Origin of the sequence: Bradyrhizobium barranii subsp. barranii, assembly GCF_017565645.3 — a bacterium.
In the GTDB taxonomy this organism is placed as follows: Bacteria; Pseudomonadota; Alphaproteobacteria; order Rhizobiales; family Xanthobacteraceae; genus Bradyrhizobium; species Bradyrhizobium barranii.
The window spans coordinates 42,396-58,269 of sequence record NZ_CP086136.1 but is presented as its reverse complement, the minus strand read 5'-3'; the positions used below and the strand labels follow the sequence as shown (position 1 = coordinate 58,269).

General features: G+C 64.8%; 15 protein-coding genes. 2 read left to right on the top strand and 13 right to left on the bottom strand.

Going from position 1 to position 15,874, the window contains the following annotated elements; genetic code table 11:
• Positions 1-65: 65 nt before the first annotated feature.
• The 9 genes from lnt to tsaB all read right to left on the bottom strand — a co-directional run bounded on the left by lnt (position 66) and on the right by tsaB (position 8,414).
• The gene (gene lnt, locus J4G43_RS00240; protein WP_063980133.1) at positions 66-1,679 is read right to left on the bottom strand and encodes an apolipoprotein N-acyltransferase; all 1,614 of its coding nucleotides are present in this window, start codon (positions 1,677-1,679) and stop codon (positions 66-68) included.
• On the bottom strand, positions 1,676-2,794 hold the full coding sequence (locus J4G43_RS00235; RefSeq protein ID WP_225004546.1) for a hemolysin family protein: 1,119 nt from the start codon (positions 2,792-2,794) through the stop codon (positions 1,676-1,678). Before J4G43_RS00235 ends, lnt begins: the two co-directional genes overlap by 4 nt.
• 1 nt (position 2,795) lies before the next feature.
• On the bottom strand, positions 2,796-3,284 hold the full coding sequence (gene ybeY, locus J4G43_RS00230) for an rRNA maturation RNase YbeY (protein WP_225004544.1): 489 nt from the start codon (positions 3,282-3,284) through the stop codon (positions 2,796-2,798).
• Positions 3,285-3,364: 80 nt separating this feature from the next.
• The gene (locus tag J4G43_RS00225) at positions 3,365-4,360 is read right to left on the bottom strand and encodes a PhoH family protein (RefSeq protein ID WP_071908935.1); all 996 of its coding nucleotides are present in this window, start codon (positions 4,358-4,360) and stop codon (positions 3,365-3,367) included.
• Positions 4,361-4,424: 64 nt separating this feature from the next.
• Positions 4,425-5,819: a tRNA (N6-isopentenyl adenosine(37)-C2)-methylthiotransferase MiaB gene (gene miaB, locus J4G43_RS00220; RefSeq protein ID WP_208083718.1), complete on the bottom strand. Its 1,395-nt coding sequence runs from the start codon at positions 5,817-5,819 to the stop codon at positions 4,425-4,427.
• 189 nt (positions 5,820-6,008) lie between these two features.
• Positions 6,009-6,689 carry an HAD family hydrolase gene (locus J4G43_RS00215; protein WP_208083717.1) on the bottom strand — a complete coding sequence of 227 codons (681 nt, stop codon included), beginning with the start codon at positions 6,687-6,689 and terminating at the stop codon, positions 6,009-6,011.
• Positions 6,690-6,741: 52 nt separating this feature from the next.
• Positions 6,742-7,197, bottom strand: coding sequence for a Fur family transcriptional regulator (locus J4G43_RS00210; RefSeq protein ID WP_028150589.1), 456 nt, complete (start codon positions 7,195-7,197; stop codon positions 6,742-6,744).
• Between the two features lie 39 nt (positions 7,198-7,236).
• Positions 7,237-7,722, bottom strand: coding sequence for a ribosomal protein S18-alanine N-acetyltransferase (gene rimI, locus J4G43_RS00205; protein ID WP_208083716.1), 486 nt, complete (start codon positions 7,720-7,722; stop codon positions 7,237-7,239).
• Positions 7,719-8,414: a tRNA (adenosine(37)-N6)-threonylcarbamoyltransferase complex dimerization subunit type 1 TsaB gene (gene tsaB, locus J4G43_RS00200; protein ID WP_208083715.1), complete on the bottom strand. Its 696-nt coding sequence runs from the start codon at positions 8,412-8,414 to the stop codon at positions 7,719-7,721. The genes rimI and tsaB overlap by 4 nt, the downstream gene beginning before the upstream one ends.
• A gap of 306 nt (positions 8,415-8,720) precedes the next feature.
• Here tsaB and J4G43_RS00195 point away from each other — a divergent pair, with 306 nt between their 5' ends.
• Entirely contained in the window at positions 8,721-10,406 is a 1,686-nt protein-coding gene (locus J4G43_RS00195) for a methyl-accepting chemotaxis protein (protein ID WP_208083714.1), read from the top strand.
• A 110-nt stretch (positions 10,407-10,516) separates the two neighbouring features.
• Here J4G43_RS00195 and J4G43_RS00190 read toward each other — a convergent pair whose 3' ends face one another.
• From J4G43_RS00190 to murJ, 4 genes are all read right to left on the bottom strand, one after another.
• Positions 10,517-11,086, bottom strand: a complete 570-nt coding sequence (locus J4G43_RS00190; protein WP_208083713.1) for a NifU family protein — start codon at positions 11,084-11,086, stop codon at positions 10,517-10,519.
• 261 nt (positions 11,087-11,347) lie between these two features.
• Positions 11,348-11,842, bottom strand: a complete 495-nt coding sequence (locus J4G43_RS00185) for a universal stress protein (protein ID WP_063980124.1) — start codon at positions 11,840-11,842, stop codon at positions 11,348-11,350.
• Positions 11,843-11,952: 110 nt separating this feature from the next.
• Entirely contained in the window at positions 11,953-13,005 is a 1,053-nt protein-coding gene (trpS, locus tag J4G43_RS00180; protein WP_208083712.1) for a tryptophan--tRNA ligase, read from the bottom strand.
• A 75-nt stretch (positions 13,006-13,080) separates the two neighbouring features.
• Positions 13,081-14,631, bottom strand: a complete 1,551-nt coding sequence (gene murJ, locus J4G43_RS00175; RefSeq protein ID WP_208083711.1) for a murein biosynthesis integral membrane protein MurJ — start codon at positions 14,629-14,631, stop codon at positions 13,081-13,083.
• A 125-nt stretch (positions 14,632-14,756) separates the two neighbouring features.
• Between murJ and J4G43_RS00170 the strand changes: the two genes are divergently transcribed.
• Entirely contained in the window at positions 14,757-15,758 is a 1,002-nt protein-coding gene (locus J4G43_RS00170; RefSeq protein ID WP_208083710.1) for an adenosine kinase, read from the top strand.
• Positions 15,759-15,874: the final 116 nt, after the last annotated feature.

Sequence of the window (15,874 nt, the reverse complement as noted above, 5' to 3'; positions counted from 1 at the left end):
GCAGTCTGTCAACCGTGGGACTACGGTTGTCAAAGGATTCCGGTCGCGGCGGCCGCGAGGCGTGATCAGGGGTGCCGTTTGGCAACACGTCGGCGGACCGCCAGAAACACGGCCAGCGCAACGAGCATGGCTGCGGGCACGTCGCCCACCCGCGCATAGACGGTCGGCGGAATTGCGGCGGGCAGGTTTGCATCCAAAATGCCTTCGACGCCGAGGCCGAGGCTGGCAACGGTTCGTCCCACCGGATCGATCACCGCTGACACGCCGGTATTGGCGGACCGGACCAGCGGCAATCCGAGCTCGATTGCGCGCATCCGGGCCTGCTCGAGATGCTGATAGGGACCGGTCGATATGCCGAACCAGCCGTCATTGGTGAGATTCACGATCCAGCCCGGACGCTCATTGCGGCCGGCGACCTCGCCTGGAAAAATTGCTTCGTAACATATCAGCGGCAGCGCGGGCGGCGCGCCGGGCACCGATAGCGCATGTCGCACGCTGCCCGGAATGAATCCGCCGCGCACGCGCGTGAGTTGCTCGAAGCCGAGCTTCTCCATCAGGTCCTGGTAGGGCAGGAATTCGCCGAACGGCACGAGGTGCAGCTTGTCGTAGACCGAGAGCACGCTGCCGTCGTGATCGATCACGTAGATCGAATTATAGGCGCGCGTGATCGGCGTGCCCCGCGGCAGGTCGGGGGCGCGGACCGAGCCAGTAATCAGCACCGTGCCCTTCGGCAGCAGCTCGGCGATTTGCGCCATCGCGTCGGCTTCGCGGGTCAGGAAGAACGGAAAGGCGGATTCCGGCCAGATCAGGATGGTGGCATCGCGCACGCCGGTGGATTGCGGCCCCGAGGCGCGGTCCGACAGCGCCAGATATTTCTTCATCACCTCCGCCTTGGCGGCGTAGTTGAATTTCGCGTCCTGCTGGAGGTCCGGCTGCATCAGGCGCAGCTTCGCGCCCGCGACCATCGTGGTCGGATGCAGCGACAGCCGGATCGCGCCGAAGATGCTCATGACAATCAGAAGAGCAATCGCAGCCGCCGGCGCGCGCCATGCCGGGCGGCGATCGGGAGTACGGTCGATCAGAGCCGCGGGGCTTGCGAAGATCGCGACGCTAAGGAATGTCATGCCCCACAGGCCAATCAGCGACGCCGTCTGCGCCAGCGGCAGCGGCTCGGACAGGGCATAGCCGAACGCGTTCCAGGGGAAGCCGGTCAATGCGTGACCGCGCAGCCATTCGGCGATGGTGAGGCTTGCGGCCAGCGCGAGGATGCGCGTGGCATCCTTGGTCCAGAGCAGGCGGGCCAGCGCGAATCCGATCGCAGTGAAGATGGAGAGATAGGCCGGCAAGCCAAGCACGGCGAACGGTGTCAGCCACGCGAACACATCGGCGTCGACGAAGAAGGCGTAGCCGATCCAGTAGAGGCCGGGGACGAAATAGCCGAGCCCGAACCAATAGCCCGTCAGTGCCGCGGCGGGGACGCCGCGATATCGTCCGGCGCCCGCGCCGTCGATCAGCCAGACCAGCACCGGGAAGGTGATGAACAGCACCGGAAAGACATTGAATGGCGCCAGCGCCAGCACCGACAGCGCACCGCATCCCATCGCGATGAGCGCACGCTTCCATCCCCAGGTGAGGATGATGGCAAGCGCAATCTGCCGAAACCGCTGGAACGGGCTCACTGCGAACCGGTCCCGTCGCTTGGCGGCGGGACGGGCGTGTCGCTGGAAGGCGGTTGGCCGCTCTCCGGCGTGGCTTCGCGGCGGCGGCTCTCGCGCTGGGTACGCGGCGCAGGGCGCTCCTTCCGTGTCGAGATGCGCAGCCGCTTGACGCGGCGCGGATCGGCATCGAGCACCTCGATCTCGTAATGGCCGGGGCCGGAGATCACCTCGCCGCGCACCGGCAGGCGCCCGACGAAGCTGACGAGATAGCCGCCGAGCGTCTCGACTTCCTCACCCGCCTCGCCGGTGACGAAATCCTCGCCGATCACCGTGCGGACGTCGTCGAGGCTGGCGCGGGCGTCTGCAATGAAGGCGTTGTCGGGCAGGCGCACGATCGAGGGCGGCTCGTCGCTGTCATGCTCGTCGTCGATCTCGCCGACGATCTGCTCGACGATGTCCTCGAGCGAAACCAGTCCGTCGCTGCCGCCATATTCGTCGACCACCAGCGCCAGATGAATGCGCGTGGCCTGCATCTGCGCCAGCAAGTCGATCGCCCGCATCGACGGCGGCACGTAGAGCAGCTTGCGGATGATGCGCGCATCCTGCAGCGGTAACGCCAGGTCGACCGTACGCAGGTCGAGGCCGGCCGGCAGCGGTTTCTTGCGCTTGGTTTTCGTGGCCTCGGACACCCGTGCGCGCGCGGTCATGAAGGCGAGCAGATCGCGGATGTGGACGATGCCGACGGGGTCGTCCAGCGTCTCGTTGTAGACGACGAGGCGCGAATGGCCGGCGCTCTCGAAGCAGTCCATCAACTCGCCGAGCGGGATGTCGCGCTTCACCGCGATGATGTCGGCACGATGCACCATGACGTCGGCGATGCGGCGCTCGTGCAGACCGAGGATGTTGCGCAACATGGTGCGCTCGACGGTCGAGAAGCCGGTGTCGTCAGGCGTCGTGGCATCGAGCACGACCTGGAGATCGTCGCGCACCGATCCCGCCTTCCAGCCGAACAGGGTGCGAATGGCACGCAGCAGCCAGCCTTCCGCGGTCGGCCGCATCACCTCACCTGATGTCACCACGACCGGCAAATTGGCGGTATTGCGCGGATTGTCGTGAATAGGGTCGGAATCGGGCATCTCAATGCGTCCCCGGGCGGTCTGCATAGGGATCGGGTATGCCGAGATGAGACAGGATCTCTCGTTCGAGCGCTTCCATCTCCTCCGCGTCGCCATCGTTCTCGTGATCGTAGCCGACCAGGTGCAGGAAACCATGCACGGCGAGATGGCTCAAATGATGATCGAACGGCTTCTGTTCCTCGTCCGCCTCGCGCCGCATGGTCTCGTAGGCGATCGCGATGTCGCCGAGCATGCGCGGCGCATCGCCTTCCTTCCACTCGCCCTCCGGCTGGAGCGCGGGAAACGACAGCACGTTGGTCGGCTTGTCGATGCCGCGCCAGTTGCTGTTGAGCGTACGGATACCGGCATCATCGGTCAGCATCACGGCCACTTCGGCGTCGGCAACGTCCTCGTCGACACTCTCGGCGGCGGCCGCCACCGCACGCTGGATCACCGCTTCGGAATCGGGGTCGCGCTGCCAGCAATCGGCAACGACGAGGACCTCGGTCATGGGAAGGTTTGGATGTGACATCTTGTCTGTTCGGAACCAAAGGACCCTGTCCGCGTCCCTATGGTCCGGTTGTTGTCTCGCTAGGATTTACCGGTGGCCGGCCGCTGCGGCTGCCCCTCATAGGCAGAGACGATTCGTGCCACGAGCTCGTGGCGGATCACGTCCTCGGCTTTGAAATGAACTTGTGCAATACCTTCGACGCCGCCCAGCAGGCGCGTCGCTTCCGCAAGGCCCGAAGTCTGGCCGTTCGGCAGGTCGATCTGCGAGGGATCGCCGGTCACGATCATGCGGCTGTTCTCGCCGAGACGGGTCAAGAACATCTTCATCTGCATCGACGTGGTGTTCTGCGCCTCGTCCAGGATGATCGCAGCGTTGGTCAGCGTGCGGCCGCGCATGAAGGCGAGCGGCGCGATCTCGATCTCGCCGGTCTGGAGCGCCCGCTCGACGATGCGCGCATCCATGAGGTCGTAAAGCGCGTCGTAGATCGGACGGAGATACGGATCGACCTTCTCGCGGAGATCGCCGGGCAAAAAGCCGAGCCGCTCGCCGGCCTCGACCGCCGGACGCGACAGGATGATCTTGTCGACTTCCTTGCGCTCGAACAGCTGCGCGGCATGCGCCACCGCGAGCCAGGTCTTGCCGGTGCCGGCGGGGCCGATGCCGAACACCAGCTCGTGGCGCTTCAGCGCGCGGATGTAGGAATCCTGCGCGGCGGTGCGCGCGCGCACCGGGCGCTTGCGCAAATTGATGCTGTCGAAAGTGGATTTGGCCGATTTGGCGTCGAATTCGAACAGCGAACCCTGTGCGATCACGGCGCGGATCGCGCCTTCGACTTCGCCCTGGTCGAGATCCTGCCCCTTCACGGCCTGCGCGTAGAGTGTCTCCAGCACGCGGCGCGCGGCGTCGCAGCCGTCGCGCGTGCCGCCGATGGTGATGTGGTTGCCCTTGGAGTCGACCACGACGCCGAGCCGCCGCTCGATCTGGGCGAGATGCTGGCCGTAGGGGCCGACCAGCGCGGATGCGGCGCGGTTGTCGTCGAAGTCGATGACGACCTGGGTCTCGGGCGGAACTTGCATGTCGCGGTCAAATTTGCGGCTGGGAGCGAACGAAGACGAATCCGATGCGCTTTTTGGCAAGGGTTCAGGCTCCAATGGCTTGCGATAAAGCGGGCTCGCGCGCGTTACGCGGCGTCACGAGCTCACCGAGGAAACTATAGCGTTCGAGGCTGTCGATCCGGACCGGCAGGATCTGTCCGATGATGTCGGGCGAGGCCATCACATGCGCAGGCTGGAGGAAGGCAGTGCGGCCGACGATCTGGCCCTCCTTGCGGGCCGGACGCTCGAACAGCACATCGACCGTTGAGCCAATCGCGGCCTTGTTGAAGGCCGATTGCTGGCTGTCGATCAGTTCCTGGAGCCGCTCCAATCGCTGGTCCATCTCGGCGGGGGACACCGTCTCCTGCATATCCGCGGCCGGCGTTCCCGGCCGGGCGGAGTATTTGAACGAATATGCCGCAGCGTAGCCGATTTGCGTGACAAGCGCGAGGGTGGCGAGAAAATCTTGCTCGCTTTCGCCGGGGAATCCCACGATAAAATCTGATGAAAAAGCAATGTCTTGGCGCGCGGACCGGAAACGGTCGATGACACGCCGATAATCATCGGCGGTATGTTTCCGGTTCATGGCGGCGAGAATCCGGTCCGAACCCGACTGCACCGGCAGGTGCACGAACGGCATCAGCTCGCCGAGATCGCGATGGGCTGCAATCAAACTGTCATCGACATCGCGGGGATGGCTGGTCGAATAGCGCAGCCGTGCGATGCCCGGAATCTTCGCGAGATGTTCGAGCAATCGGCCGAGCGGCCAGGCTTTTCCGTCCGGTCCCTCGCCGTGATAGGCGTTGACGTTCTGGCCGATCAGCGTGAGCTCGCGCACGCCGTTGTCGGCCAGCCGCTTCACGTCATCGACGATCTTCGCGACGGGGCGCGACACTTCCGAGCCCCGCGTATAGGGCACGACGCAGAAGGTGCAGAACTTGTCGCAGCCTTCCTGCACCGTGACGAAAGCGGAAATGCCGCGCGCGCGGATCGCATCGGGCTTTGGCTGGGCCAGGAAGCCGAACTTGTCCGCCGCAGGAAATTCGGTCTCGATCGCACGGCCTTCGTCGCGCGCGCGCTTCAGAAGCTCCGGGAGGTGATGATAGCTCTGCGGGCCGACCACGACGTCAACCACCGGCGCGCGGCGCGTGATCTCCGCACCTTCGGCCTGCGCCACGCAGCCCGCCACCGCGATCTGCATCGCCCGGCCCCCGCGCGCGGCCTCGTCCTTGGCAACCCGCAGCCGGCCAAGCTCGGAATAGACCTTTTCGGAGGCCTTCTCGCGGATATGGCAGGTGTTGAGGATGACGAGGTCGGCATCCTCCGCGTTGGCCGTCTCCACGAATCCTTCCGGAGCCAGCGTGTCCACCATGCGCTGGGCATCGTAGACGTTCATCTGGCAGCCATATGATTTGATGTGCAGCTTGCGCGGCGGCGTCATGGAACCCGGAATTGAGGTGGAGGACGCCCCTCAGATATAGGCTGGAGGGGCGAAAATCCAGCGAATGACACCCAGCGGGGTGGCTCCGGGGCGTCCGCAAAGCGGGAGAACCCGGAATCCGGAGGTTTTGGCGCGAGATTCCGGGTTCATACGCGTTGCGTGTGCCCCGGAATGACCACGAGGCCGAAATCAGCCCGCCCGGGTGTTCCCCGCAACCCGCCGGACCAGCTCCGGCAAGTGCCGCATATCGTCGAACGTCAATCCGGCGCCGGCGGCGCGCAGCCTCTCGGCGTGACCCGGCGGGCAATGGCTGCCGCCGTGAAAGCCCAGCACGCTCATCCCGGCGGCATGCGCGCCGGTCACTCCGGGGACGCTGTCCTCGATCACGACGCACCGTTCAGGCGCAGCTTTCATCCGTTCGGCGGCAAACAGGAACAGATCGGGTGCGGGCTTGCCGCGAGCGACCTGGCTTGCGGAAAAGATGTTCGGGGCGAGCAGGTCGTAGAGCCCGGCGCATGTCAGGCCGTGATGGATCTTCTCCGGCGTGCCGCTCGATGCGACGCATTTCGGCAAATCGATTGCGGCAATCGCCGCGGCCACGTGGGTGATCGGCTGCAAATCGCTGGCGTAAAATTGCAGCGTGGCCGCACTCACTTGGCTCTCAAGATCGTCGGGGAGGTTGTGGCCGATTTCCTGTTCGACCATCCGCCGCGCGTCTTTCTCGGATACGCCGAGGAAGCGGACCAGCACCTGCTCCGACGTGATCGGATAGCCGTGCCGTGTCAGCACGTCCGCATGTGCGCGACAGGAGATCACCTCGCTGTCCACGAGCACGCCGTCGCAATCGAAGATGATGAGATCTATAGGCACGAGGGCATGATCCGGAAAAGTGTGAAGCGGTTTTCCGACAAGATCATGCCACTTAAGACGTCGGCTTGTCGTCGTCGAGCGGGACGCAATAGAGCTCGAGCCGATGGTCGACCAGCTTGTAGCCGAGCTTGCGGGCGATCTCCGCCTGCAGCTTCTCGATCTCCTCGGAGGTGAACTCGATCACCTTGCCGTCGCGCAGATTGATGAGGTGGTCGTGATGGCTGTCGCGCATCGTCTCGTAGCGCGCGCGGCCCTCGCGGAAATCATGGCGCTCGATGATGCCGGCATCCTCGAACAGCTTGACGGTGCGATACACAGTCGAGATCGAGATCTTGTCGTCGACGGCGACGCAGCGCCGGTAAAGTTCCTCGACGTCGGGATGGTCGACCGATTCCGCCAGCACGCGGGCGATGACGCGGCGCTGCTCGGTCATGCGCATGCCGGTGGCGGCGCAGCGAGCCTCGATGCCGGTCGCCTTGGAGGCGGAGGAAGGTTTAAGTCCAGTCATAGTGTGTCTGCCTGACGGGGGCGCTTTCTGCCATCAATGTTACGACAAGTCACGTCGCATCAGAAGTGCGTTCAATTGTTCCCCGTTGGGCTGCTTATAGTAGCGTTCGCGGCGCCCGACCACCATGAATCCGGCCCGATCGTAGAGCCGCCGCGCCGGCTGGTTATTTTCCTCGACTTCGAGAAATATTGTGCGCACGCCGCGCCCTGCGAGGTGGCCGAGATGCGTCATCAGCAACGTGCCGGACAGCCCGCGGCCGCGGTGTGCCTGGTCGACCGCGATGGAGAGGATTTCCGCTTCGTCCGCGCCGATCCGCGAGACCGCGAATCCGATTGTCTTGCGGCCGAATCGCAACCGATGCACGAGCGTGTTGCGCTCGCCGATCATGCCCTCGAACTCGCCTTCGCCCCAGCCGCGGGCAAAGGATTGTCCGTGCAGCTGCGCCAGCCGCGCGGCGTCGCGCGTGGTCGCCGGCTCGACGGCGGCCGTGCCGCCGCGCCACCATTCCGAAAGCCATCTCATCATGAGGTTGCGGCTTGTGCGGCGAACGGTGGCTGTGCGGCCGGCTTTGCGTCGGGTGCCTTCAGATAGAACGGCCGCGCCGGCGTGGTTTCGGGATTGGCCGCGGCGCCGAGCCAGGCGACCCAGCCGATGTCGGGCGCGGGCTGCGCGTCGACCGCAACGGGTTGCGGACCGTCCTTCGGCCAGCGATCGGCGAGGATCTTTGCGGCATTGCCGACCAGATGCGGCGCACCGAATTGCGAGGCCGCGATCGCCGCGTCAATTGGCACGACGCTCGGCCGCACCAGCGGGCTGCCGTCGCCGGCTACGATCTGGCAATAGACGTGATCGTGCCGCGCATCGATCGCCGAGATCACTGGCGCCGTTCCGCTCTGGCCGACGACGGTGGCGGCATAGGCCGAAAGCGTCGTCAGCCCGACCGCGGGCCGCTTCGCCGCAAGCGCAAGGCCGCGCGCCGCCGAAATGCCGACCCTCAGGCCCGTGAAGCTTCCGGGACCGACGGTGACGGCGATGCGGTCGAGCGAGGTGAAGGCAAGATCGGCCGATTGCATCACGCGCGCGATCATCGGCATCAGCGCTTCGGCGTGGCCGCGCTTCATCAGAAGCGATTCCTCCGCAAGCAGCTGGCCGGCGTCGGTGTCGAGAACGGCAGCCGCGCACGCTTCCAGCGCGGTATCGATGGCAAGGATCAGCATCGAATCAGCTTAGTCGGTCGAGCCGCGGTCGAACCAGTCCAAGTTTGATTTCTCGACAGGCGCACGATCGGCCCCGTAATTCTACGTGGACGCGAAGGCGACAAAATTTTCGCTCCCCATTTTCGATGCGGATGCATCAATTTGCAACCTTAGAGATAGCTAAGTGATTGAAATGTTGGCATTTTAAGTAATCATTAGCAAACCAATGACACCGTCAACGGGCGGGAGAGTGAGTCAACGACGACTCAGACGGGGCGCTTTGGCAGATCAAGCCGCGCCTGTTCGGTCATTTGGAAGGGTTCATTTATGTCTTTTTGGCGAAGCGGTTCTTCGGCTAGGGAGGCTTTGGCTCAGGTCATTGCACTCGGCAAGTCGCAGGCGGTCATCGAATTCAATCTCGACGGCACCATTATCACGGCCAACCAGAATTTCCTGGACGCGATGGGCTACCGGCTCGACGAGATCGCCGGCAGGCACCACAGCATGTTCGCGATGCCGGAGGAGCGGGGCAGCGCGGCCTATCGCGAGTTCTGGGCGCAGCTCGGTCGCGGCGAATATCAATCAGCCGAATACAAGCGGCTCGGCAAGGGCGGCCGCGAGATCTGGATCCAGGCGTCCTATAATCCGATCATCAACGAAGCCGGCAAACCGGTGAAGGTCGTCAAGTTCGCGACAGACATCACCGCGCGCAAGATCCGCAGCCTCGAGGATGCCGGCAAGATTTCCGCGATCGGCCGCGCCCAGGCGGTGATCGAGTTCAATCTCGACGGCACCATCATCACCGCCAACGAGAATTTCCTGAGCACGGTGGGCTATCGGCTCGACGAGATCCAGGGGCAGCATCACAGCATATTCGTGGGGGCGGGTGAGCGCGATAGCGCAGCCTATCGCGAATTCTGGGCCAAGCTCGGCCGCGGCGAATTCCAGTCCGGCGAGTACAAGCGCTTCGGCAAGGGCGGCAAGGAGGTCTGGATTCTCGCTTCCTACAATCCGATCCTCGATGAGACCGGCAAGCCGTTCAAGGTGGTGAAGTTCGCGACCGACGTCAGTGCGCAGAAGCTGTCGAATGCGAATTTTGCCGGCCAGATCGAGGCGATCGGCAAGTCGCAAGCCGTGATCGAGTTCAACATGGACGGCAAGGTTTTGACGGCCAATGAAAACTTCCTCGGCGCGCTCGGCTATACGCTGTCCGAGATCGTCGGCAAGCATCACAGCATGTTCGTGGGCGCCGACGAGCGCGACAGCGAAGCCTATCGCGCCTTCTGGGCCAGGCTGAACGCCGGTGAATTCCAGTCCGGCGAATATCAGCGCGTCGGCAAGGGCGGCCGGCAGGTCTGGATCCAGGCCTCCTACAACCCGATCCGCGACCTCAACGGCAATCCGTTCAAGGTCGTGAAATACGCCTCCGACACCACCGCCCAGGTGATCGCGCGCAAGCGCAGCGAGAAGGTGCGCGACATGATGGAATCGGTTGCCGCCGGCGCCGAGGAGCTCAACGCCTCGGTGCGCGAGATTGCCGAGGCAATGACGCGCTCGCGCGAGACCGCATCGACCGCGGTCGATCGGGTCGAGGCGGCGGACCATCAGGCGCAGCGGCTGACGCAGGCGGCGGAGTCGATGAGCATGATCGTGCAGCTGATCGGCAGCATCACCGGTCAGATCAATCTGCTGGCGCTGAACGCCACCATCGAATCCGCGCGCGCCGGCGAGGCCGGTCGCGGCTTTGCCGTGGTGGCATCTGAAGTGAAGAACCTCGCCAATCAGGCCAAGCAGGCCGCCGACCGGATCGAGCAGGAGATCGGCAATCTGAACGGCATCTCGGTCGACGTGGTCGCCGCGCTGGGGGCGATCCGGGGCGCGATCGAGGGCGTCAGCGAATATGTGTCGTCAACGGCCGCCGCCGTCGAGGAGCAGAGCACCGTCACCAGCGAAATGTCGGCGAGCATGCGCAAGGCCGCGGAAGAGGCGGCGAGCATCGGTCAGGCGGCGTAGGAGAGATCTCGTAGGGTGGGCAAAGCGAAGCGTGCCCACCTCTTCTTTTCGCGATGATTGCATGGTGGGCACGGCGCAAGCGCGCCTTCGCCCACCCTACGGCACTTCGCCTACATCGGCCGGACTTCGACCACGTCAGGCACGAAATGCTTGAACAAATTCTGGATGCCGTGCTGGAGCGTCGCGGTCGATGACGGGCAGCCGGCGCATGAGCCCTTCATGTTGAGATAGACGATGCCGTCCTTGAAGCCGCGGAAGGTGATGTCGCCGCCGTCATTGGCGACCGCGGGCCGCACGCGGGTCTCGATCAGATCCTTGATCATGTCGACCGTCTCGGCATCGGACTCGTCGAAGAACTCATCCTCGTCGTCGAGGTCGGCATCGCTTGGAGCCGCGCCATCGGCGAGCAACGGCGCGCCGGACATGTAGTGCTCCATGATGGCGCCGAGGATCGCGGGCTTGAGTTGCTGCCATTCACCGTTCGCCTTGGTCACGGTGATGAAATCCGATCCATAGAACACGCCGGTGACGCCGGGCACGTCGAACAGCTTTTCGGCCAGCGGCGAGCGCGTGGCCGATTCGCGGCTCGAAAATTCCATCGGGCCGCCGTCGACGACGACGCGACCGGGAATGAACTTCAGCGTGGCGGGATTGGGGGTGGCTTCGGTTTGAATGAACATGGTTTTCTCCAGACGTCGCCGGTTCAAGGCCGGCGCGTAAGCTATCCAGTAGCAGATGGCGACGGGGAACGCACGGTCAAGGGGTAGGTAGGACGTTTCGTTGCGATATCAGCGGGTTAGGACACTTTAATATTTCCGCGCCGTCATGGCCGGGCTTGACCCGGCCATCCACGCCTTGCTTCGTGGCGCCAAGAACGTGGATGCCCGGGACAAGCCCGGGCATGACGGATATCTGGCTGGCCGCAGTCCAGATAGGGACGCCTACGACAGCGAATCCACGCTTCCATCGCTCAGCGCGCCCGAGATGATCGTCACCGGCACCGGGAACGTGCCCAGTTCATGCGCCAGCAGCGAGACCAGCGGTCCCGGACCCTCCGCGCCGGGATTGGCGGCGAGCACCAGCATGGCGATGTCGGGGTCCTCGTCGATCACGGCGAGCAGTTGTTCCATTGCATCGCCTTCGCGGATCACCCGCTCCGGCGTGATCGCGGCGATGCCGTTGGCGCGGCCGGCGGCGCGGTCGAGCGCGGCTTCCGCCGCCTCCTGCGCCTCGGCGCGCATGATCTCGGCCACCCCTAGCCATTCCTGACTCTGCTGCTCAGGCTCGATGATGCGCAGCATGACCACGCCGCCGCCGGCGCGGATCGCCCAGCGGCTGGCATAGTAGACCGCGCGATCCCATTCGGCGGTGTCATCGACGATCACGAGGCATTTGGGCTTGTGACCCGGCTCGAAGCAAAGTCGCTTGCTGGTCATGCATGTCCCGGAATGTGCACGGCCGGCATGCTGCCACACTCCCCCACGCTTGGGGAGAGGAGAAGCGGCCGGCGCAGTGGGCGCCGGCCGGGTTTCGCAAATGCGGGAGATCAGCGCCGGCGGATGAAGCCGACGATGTCCTTCGAGAGCTTCATGGTCTCGTCGGCGATCGCGCGGGCCCGGTCGGCGCCATCGTTCAGGATCGCGTCGATATGGCCGGGGTCGGCGACGAGGCGCTTCATCTCGCCGGCGATCGGGGAGAGTTTCGTGACGCACAGATCCACCAGCGCATTCTTGAAGCTGGAGAACTGGCCGCCGCCAAATTCGCGCAGCACGTCGGCCTTGGAGCGGCCGGAGAGCGCGGCGAAGATGCCGACGAGATTGTCGGCCTCGGGGCGCGCTTCCAGGCCCTTTTCCTCTGACGGCAGCGGCTCCGGATCGGTCTTCGCCTTGCGTACCTTCTGCGCGATGGTGTCGGCGTCGTCGGTCAAATTGATGCGCGAATTGTCGGACGCGTCCGACTTCGACATCTTCTTGGTGCCGTCGCGCAGGCTCATCACGCGCGTCGCCGGTCCCGTGATCAGCGGTTCCGGCAGCGGGAAGAACAGGCCGTCATTGGCGCCGAGGTTGCGGATCGAGTCACCAAAGTCGTTGTTGAACTTCTGCGCGATGTCGCGCGAGAGCTCGAGATGCTGCTTCTGGTCCTCGCCGACCGGAACGTGGGTGGCGCGGTACAGCAGAATGTCGGCGGCCATCAGCACGGGATAGTCGAAGAGGCCAACTGACGCGTTCTCGCGGTCCTTGCCGGCCTTCTCCTTGAACTGGGTCATGCGGCCGAGCCAGCCCATGCGCGCGACGCAGTTGAAGATCCAGGCGAGCTCGGCGTGGCCCGAGACCTGGCTCTGGTTGAACACGATGTGCTTCTTCGGATCGATGCCGCTCGCGATGAACGCCGCGGTCACCTCGCGGGTGTTGCGCGCGAGCTTGACCGGTCCGCCCCAGACGTCCACGCCTTGCGTGATCGCGTGCATGTCGACGACGCAATAGATGCAGTTATGGGTTTCCTGCATCTTCACGAAGTTCACGATCGCGCCGAGGTAATTGCCGAGATGCAGATTGCCCGTCGGCTGGACGCCCGAAAAGACCCGTTCAACGAATGCCATGGTAAGTCTTCCTGGAAGGTATTCGGCCGTCGTTTCCAACAGCGGCGCTGCCCCGTCAAGGGTAATTCGATGGCGTCACGCCTCGGGCTCGGTCCGGGGCGGGCGCTTCAGCACGTTAGCCGCCTCGCGCCACGAGGCCGCCCCGAGGACCTGCAGGAGCACGCCATAGACGGCGATTCCGGCCGCGATCTGCACGCCCAGGACGATGAAGCGGATCAGCCCATGCGCCTCGGCGGGCGACAGACCGGTCGTCAGCCAGAGCAGGGCGCCCATGGCGAGCGCGGCGAGCACGATCCGCGGCAGCCGGTTGCGGGCGGCCGCATCGACCGAGAAGCCGAACTCGCTGGTGCCTTTCCGCAGCAGCGAGATCGCACTGCTCCAGGCGCCGGCCGTGATGCTGGCAGCGATTCCGCTCGCGCCAAGGACGTGTCCGAGCACGACAGCGAGGGCGATCGCGACCACAAAGCCCTTGGCGGTCGCCAGCAGCGGCGTCATCGTGTCGCTGCGGGCAAAGTAGGCCGGCGACAGCGCCTTGATCAGCACATGCGCCGGAAGGCCCAGCGCCAGCCACATCAGCGCATGCGCGGTGGCCGTACTGTCGTCCGCGCCGAACGCGCCATGCTCGAACAACAGCCGCACGATCGGCTCGGCCAGAACGATCAGGCCGAGCGTCGCCGGCAGCGCCAGCCCGGTTGCCAGTTCCAGCGCCCGCGATTCCGCATGCGCCACGGCGTCACGGTCGCCGCTACGCACCGCGCGCGTCAGCTCTGGCACCAGCACGGTGCCCATGGCGACACCGACGATACCGAGCGGCAGCTCGATCAGGCGGTTGGCGAAATAGAGCCAGGACACGGCGGAGGGCGTTGCAGAGGCGATGATCGCGCCCGCGACCATCAGCCATTGCGGGCCCGAGCTTGCGATCATGCCGGGGATTGCCTTGGCGAAAAAGCCGCGCATCTCCTGGTCGAAGCTGATCCGCAGCGGCGTCGCCAGTCGCGCGCTTCGCTGCGACAGCAGCATCAGCAATTGCAGCAGTCCGGCCACGCCGACGGTCGCCGCCAGCATCCATGCTGCGAAGCCGGCGTCGGCATGCCAGACGAGCAGCATCGCAATGGCCGCAATCAGCGCGATGTTGAACAGCAGCGGCGAGAATGCCGTGAGTGCAAAGCGCCCCTGCGCATTGAGCAGCCCCATCAGCACCGTGACGGGTCCGGCGAAGGCGAGATAGGGCAGCATCAGCCGCGCGTTCGCGACGGCGAGATCGAGCGTGCCGCTACCCAGAAATCCGGGCGCGATCACCGTGATGATCAGTGGCATCAGCAGCGCAATCACGATCGAGATCGCGATCAGCGCCGCGCTGACCGTGCCGAGCACGCGTCCCGCGAAGGCGGAAGCGGCCTCTTCGCCATCACGGTCACGGACGCGCAGCCAGGCCGGGATCAGGGCCGCGTTCAGCGCCCCCTCGCTGAGCAGCCGCCGCACCACATTGACGAGCTGGAACGCCGCCAGAAACGCATCGGCCACGGCGCCCGTGCCCAACAGAGCGGCAATCATGGAATCGCGCGCAAAGCCCAGCAGCCGCGAGGCCAGTGTTCCCGTTGAAACTGTCAGGAAAGAGCGGATCATTGCGCCGACATAATACCGTTGCTTGCCCGCTTGGGGCCGGTCGTGATAGGCCGCGGGCCAGATTTCAGACCGACAGGAACCGGATTTCCGCGGGTATCGCAATCCGGCAAACAGGATCAAGGTGAATGGCTGACGTGAAATATGACGTTCTCGGCATCGGCAACGCGCTGTTCGACGTGCTGGTCAAGACCGACGAGGCTTTTCTGGTCAAGCACGGCATGACCAAGGGCAGCATGTCCCTGATCGACGAGGCGCGGGCCGCCGCCATCTACAAGGACATGGGGCCGGCGACCGAAGTCTCGGGCGGATCTGCCGCCAACACCATCGTCGGCATCGGCAGCCTCGGCGCACGCGCGGCCTATGTCGGCAAGGTCAAGGATGACCAGATCGGCAAGCTCTATGTCCACGACATCCGCGCCGCCGGCGCCGCCTTCAACACGCCCGCTGCGAAGGATGGCCCTGCAACCGGCTGTTCCTACATTCTGGTCACTGATGACGGCGAGCGCACCATGAACACCTATCTCGGTGCCGCGCAGGATTTGTCGCCCGCCGACATCGATCCGGCCGAGATCGCGTCGGCCGGCATCGTCTATCTCGAAGGCTATCTCTGGGACCCCAAGAACGCCAAGGACGCCTTCGTCAAGGCCGCCCAGATCGCGCATGATGCCAAGCGCAAGGTGGCGCTGACGCTGTCGGATTCGTTCTGCGTCGATCGCTATCGCGACGAATTCCTCGGACTGATGCGCAACGGCACCGTCGACATCGTGTTCGCCAACGAATCCGAGCTGCATTCGCTCTACACGACCTCGGACTTCGACACCGCCCTGAAGCAGCTGCGCAACGACGTCAAGCTCGGCGTGGTCACCCGCAGCGAGAAGGGCTGCGTGGTGGTGACGCCGACCGAGGCCGTCGCAGCGCCGGCCTCACCGATCGCGAAGCTGGTGGACACCACCGGCGCCGGTGATCTCTTCGCCGCCGGCTTCCTGTACGGTCTCGCGCGTAACCTTGCGCACAAGCAGTGCGGCGAGCTCGGCGCGCTCGCGGCTGCCGAAGTGATCCAGCACATCGGCGCGCGTCCGCAGGTATCGCTGAAGGAGCTGGCGCAGCAGCGCGGGTTGACTGTTTAAGGCGACGCCGCCTCATTCTCCGCTGTCGTCGCCCGGCTTGACCGGGCGACCCAGTACTCCGAGACCTTAGTGGTTCATCGAGAAGCCGCGGCGTACTGGATTCCCAGCCTTCGCGG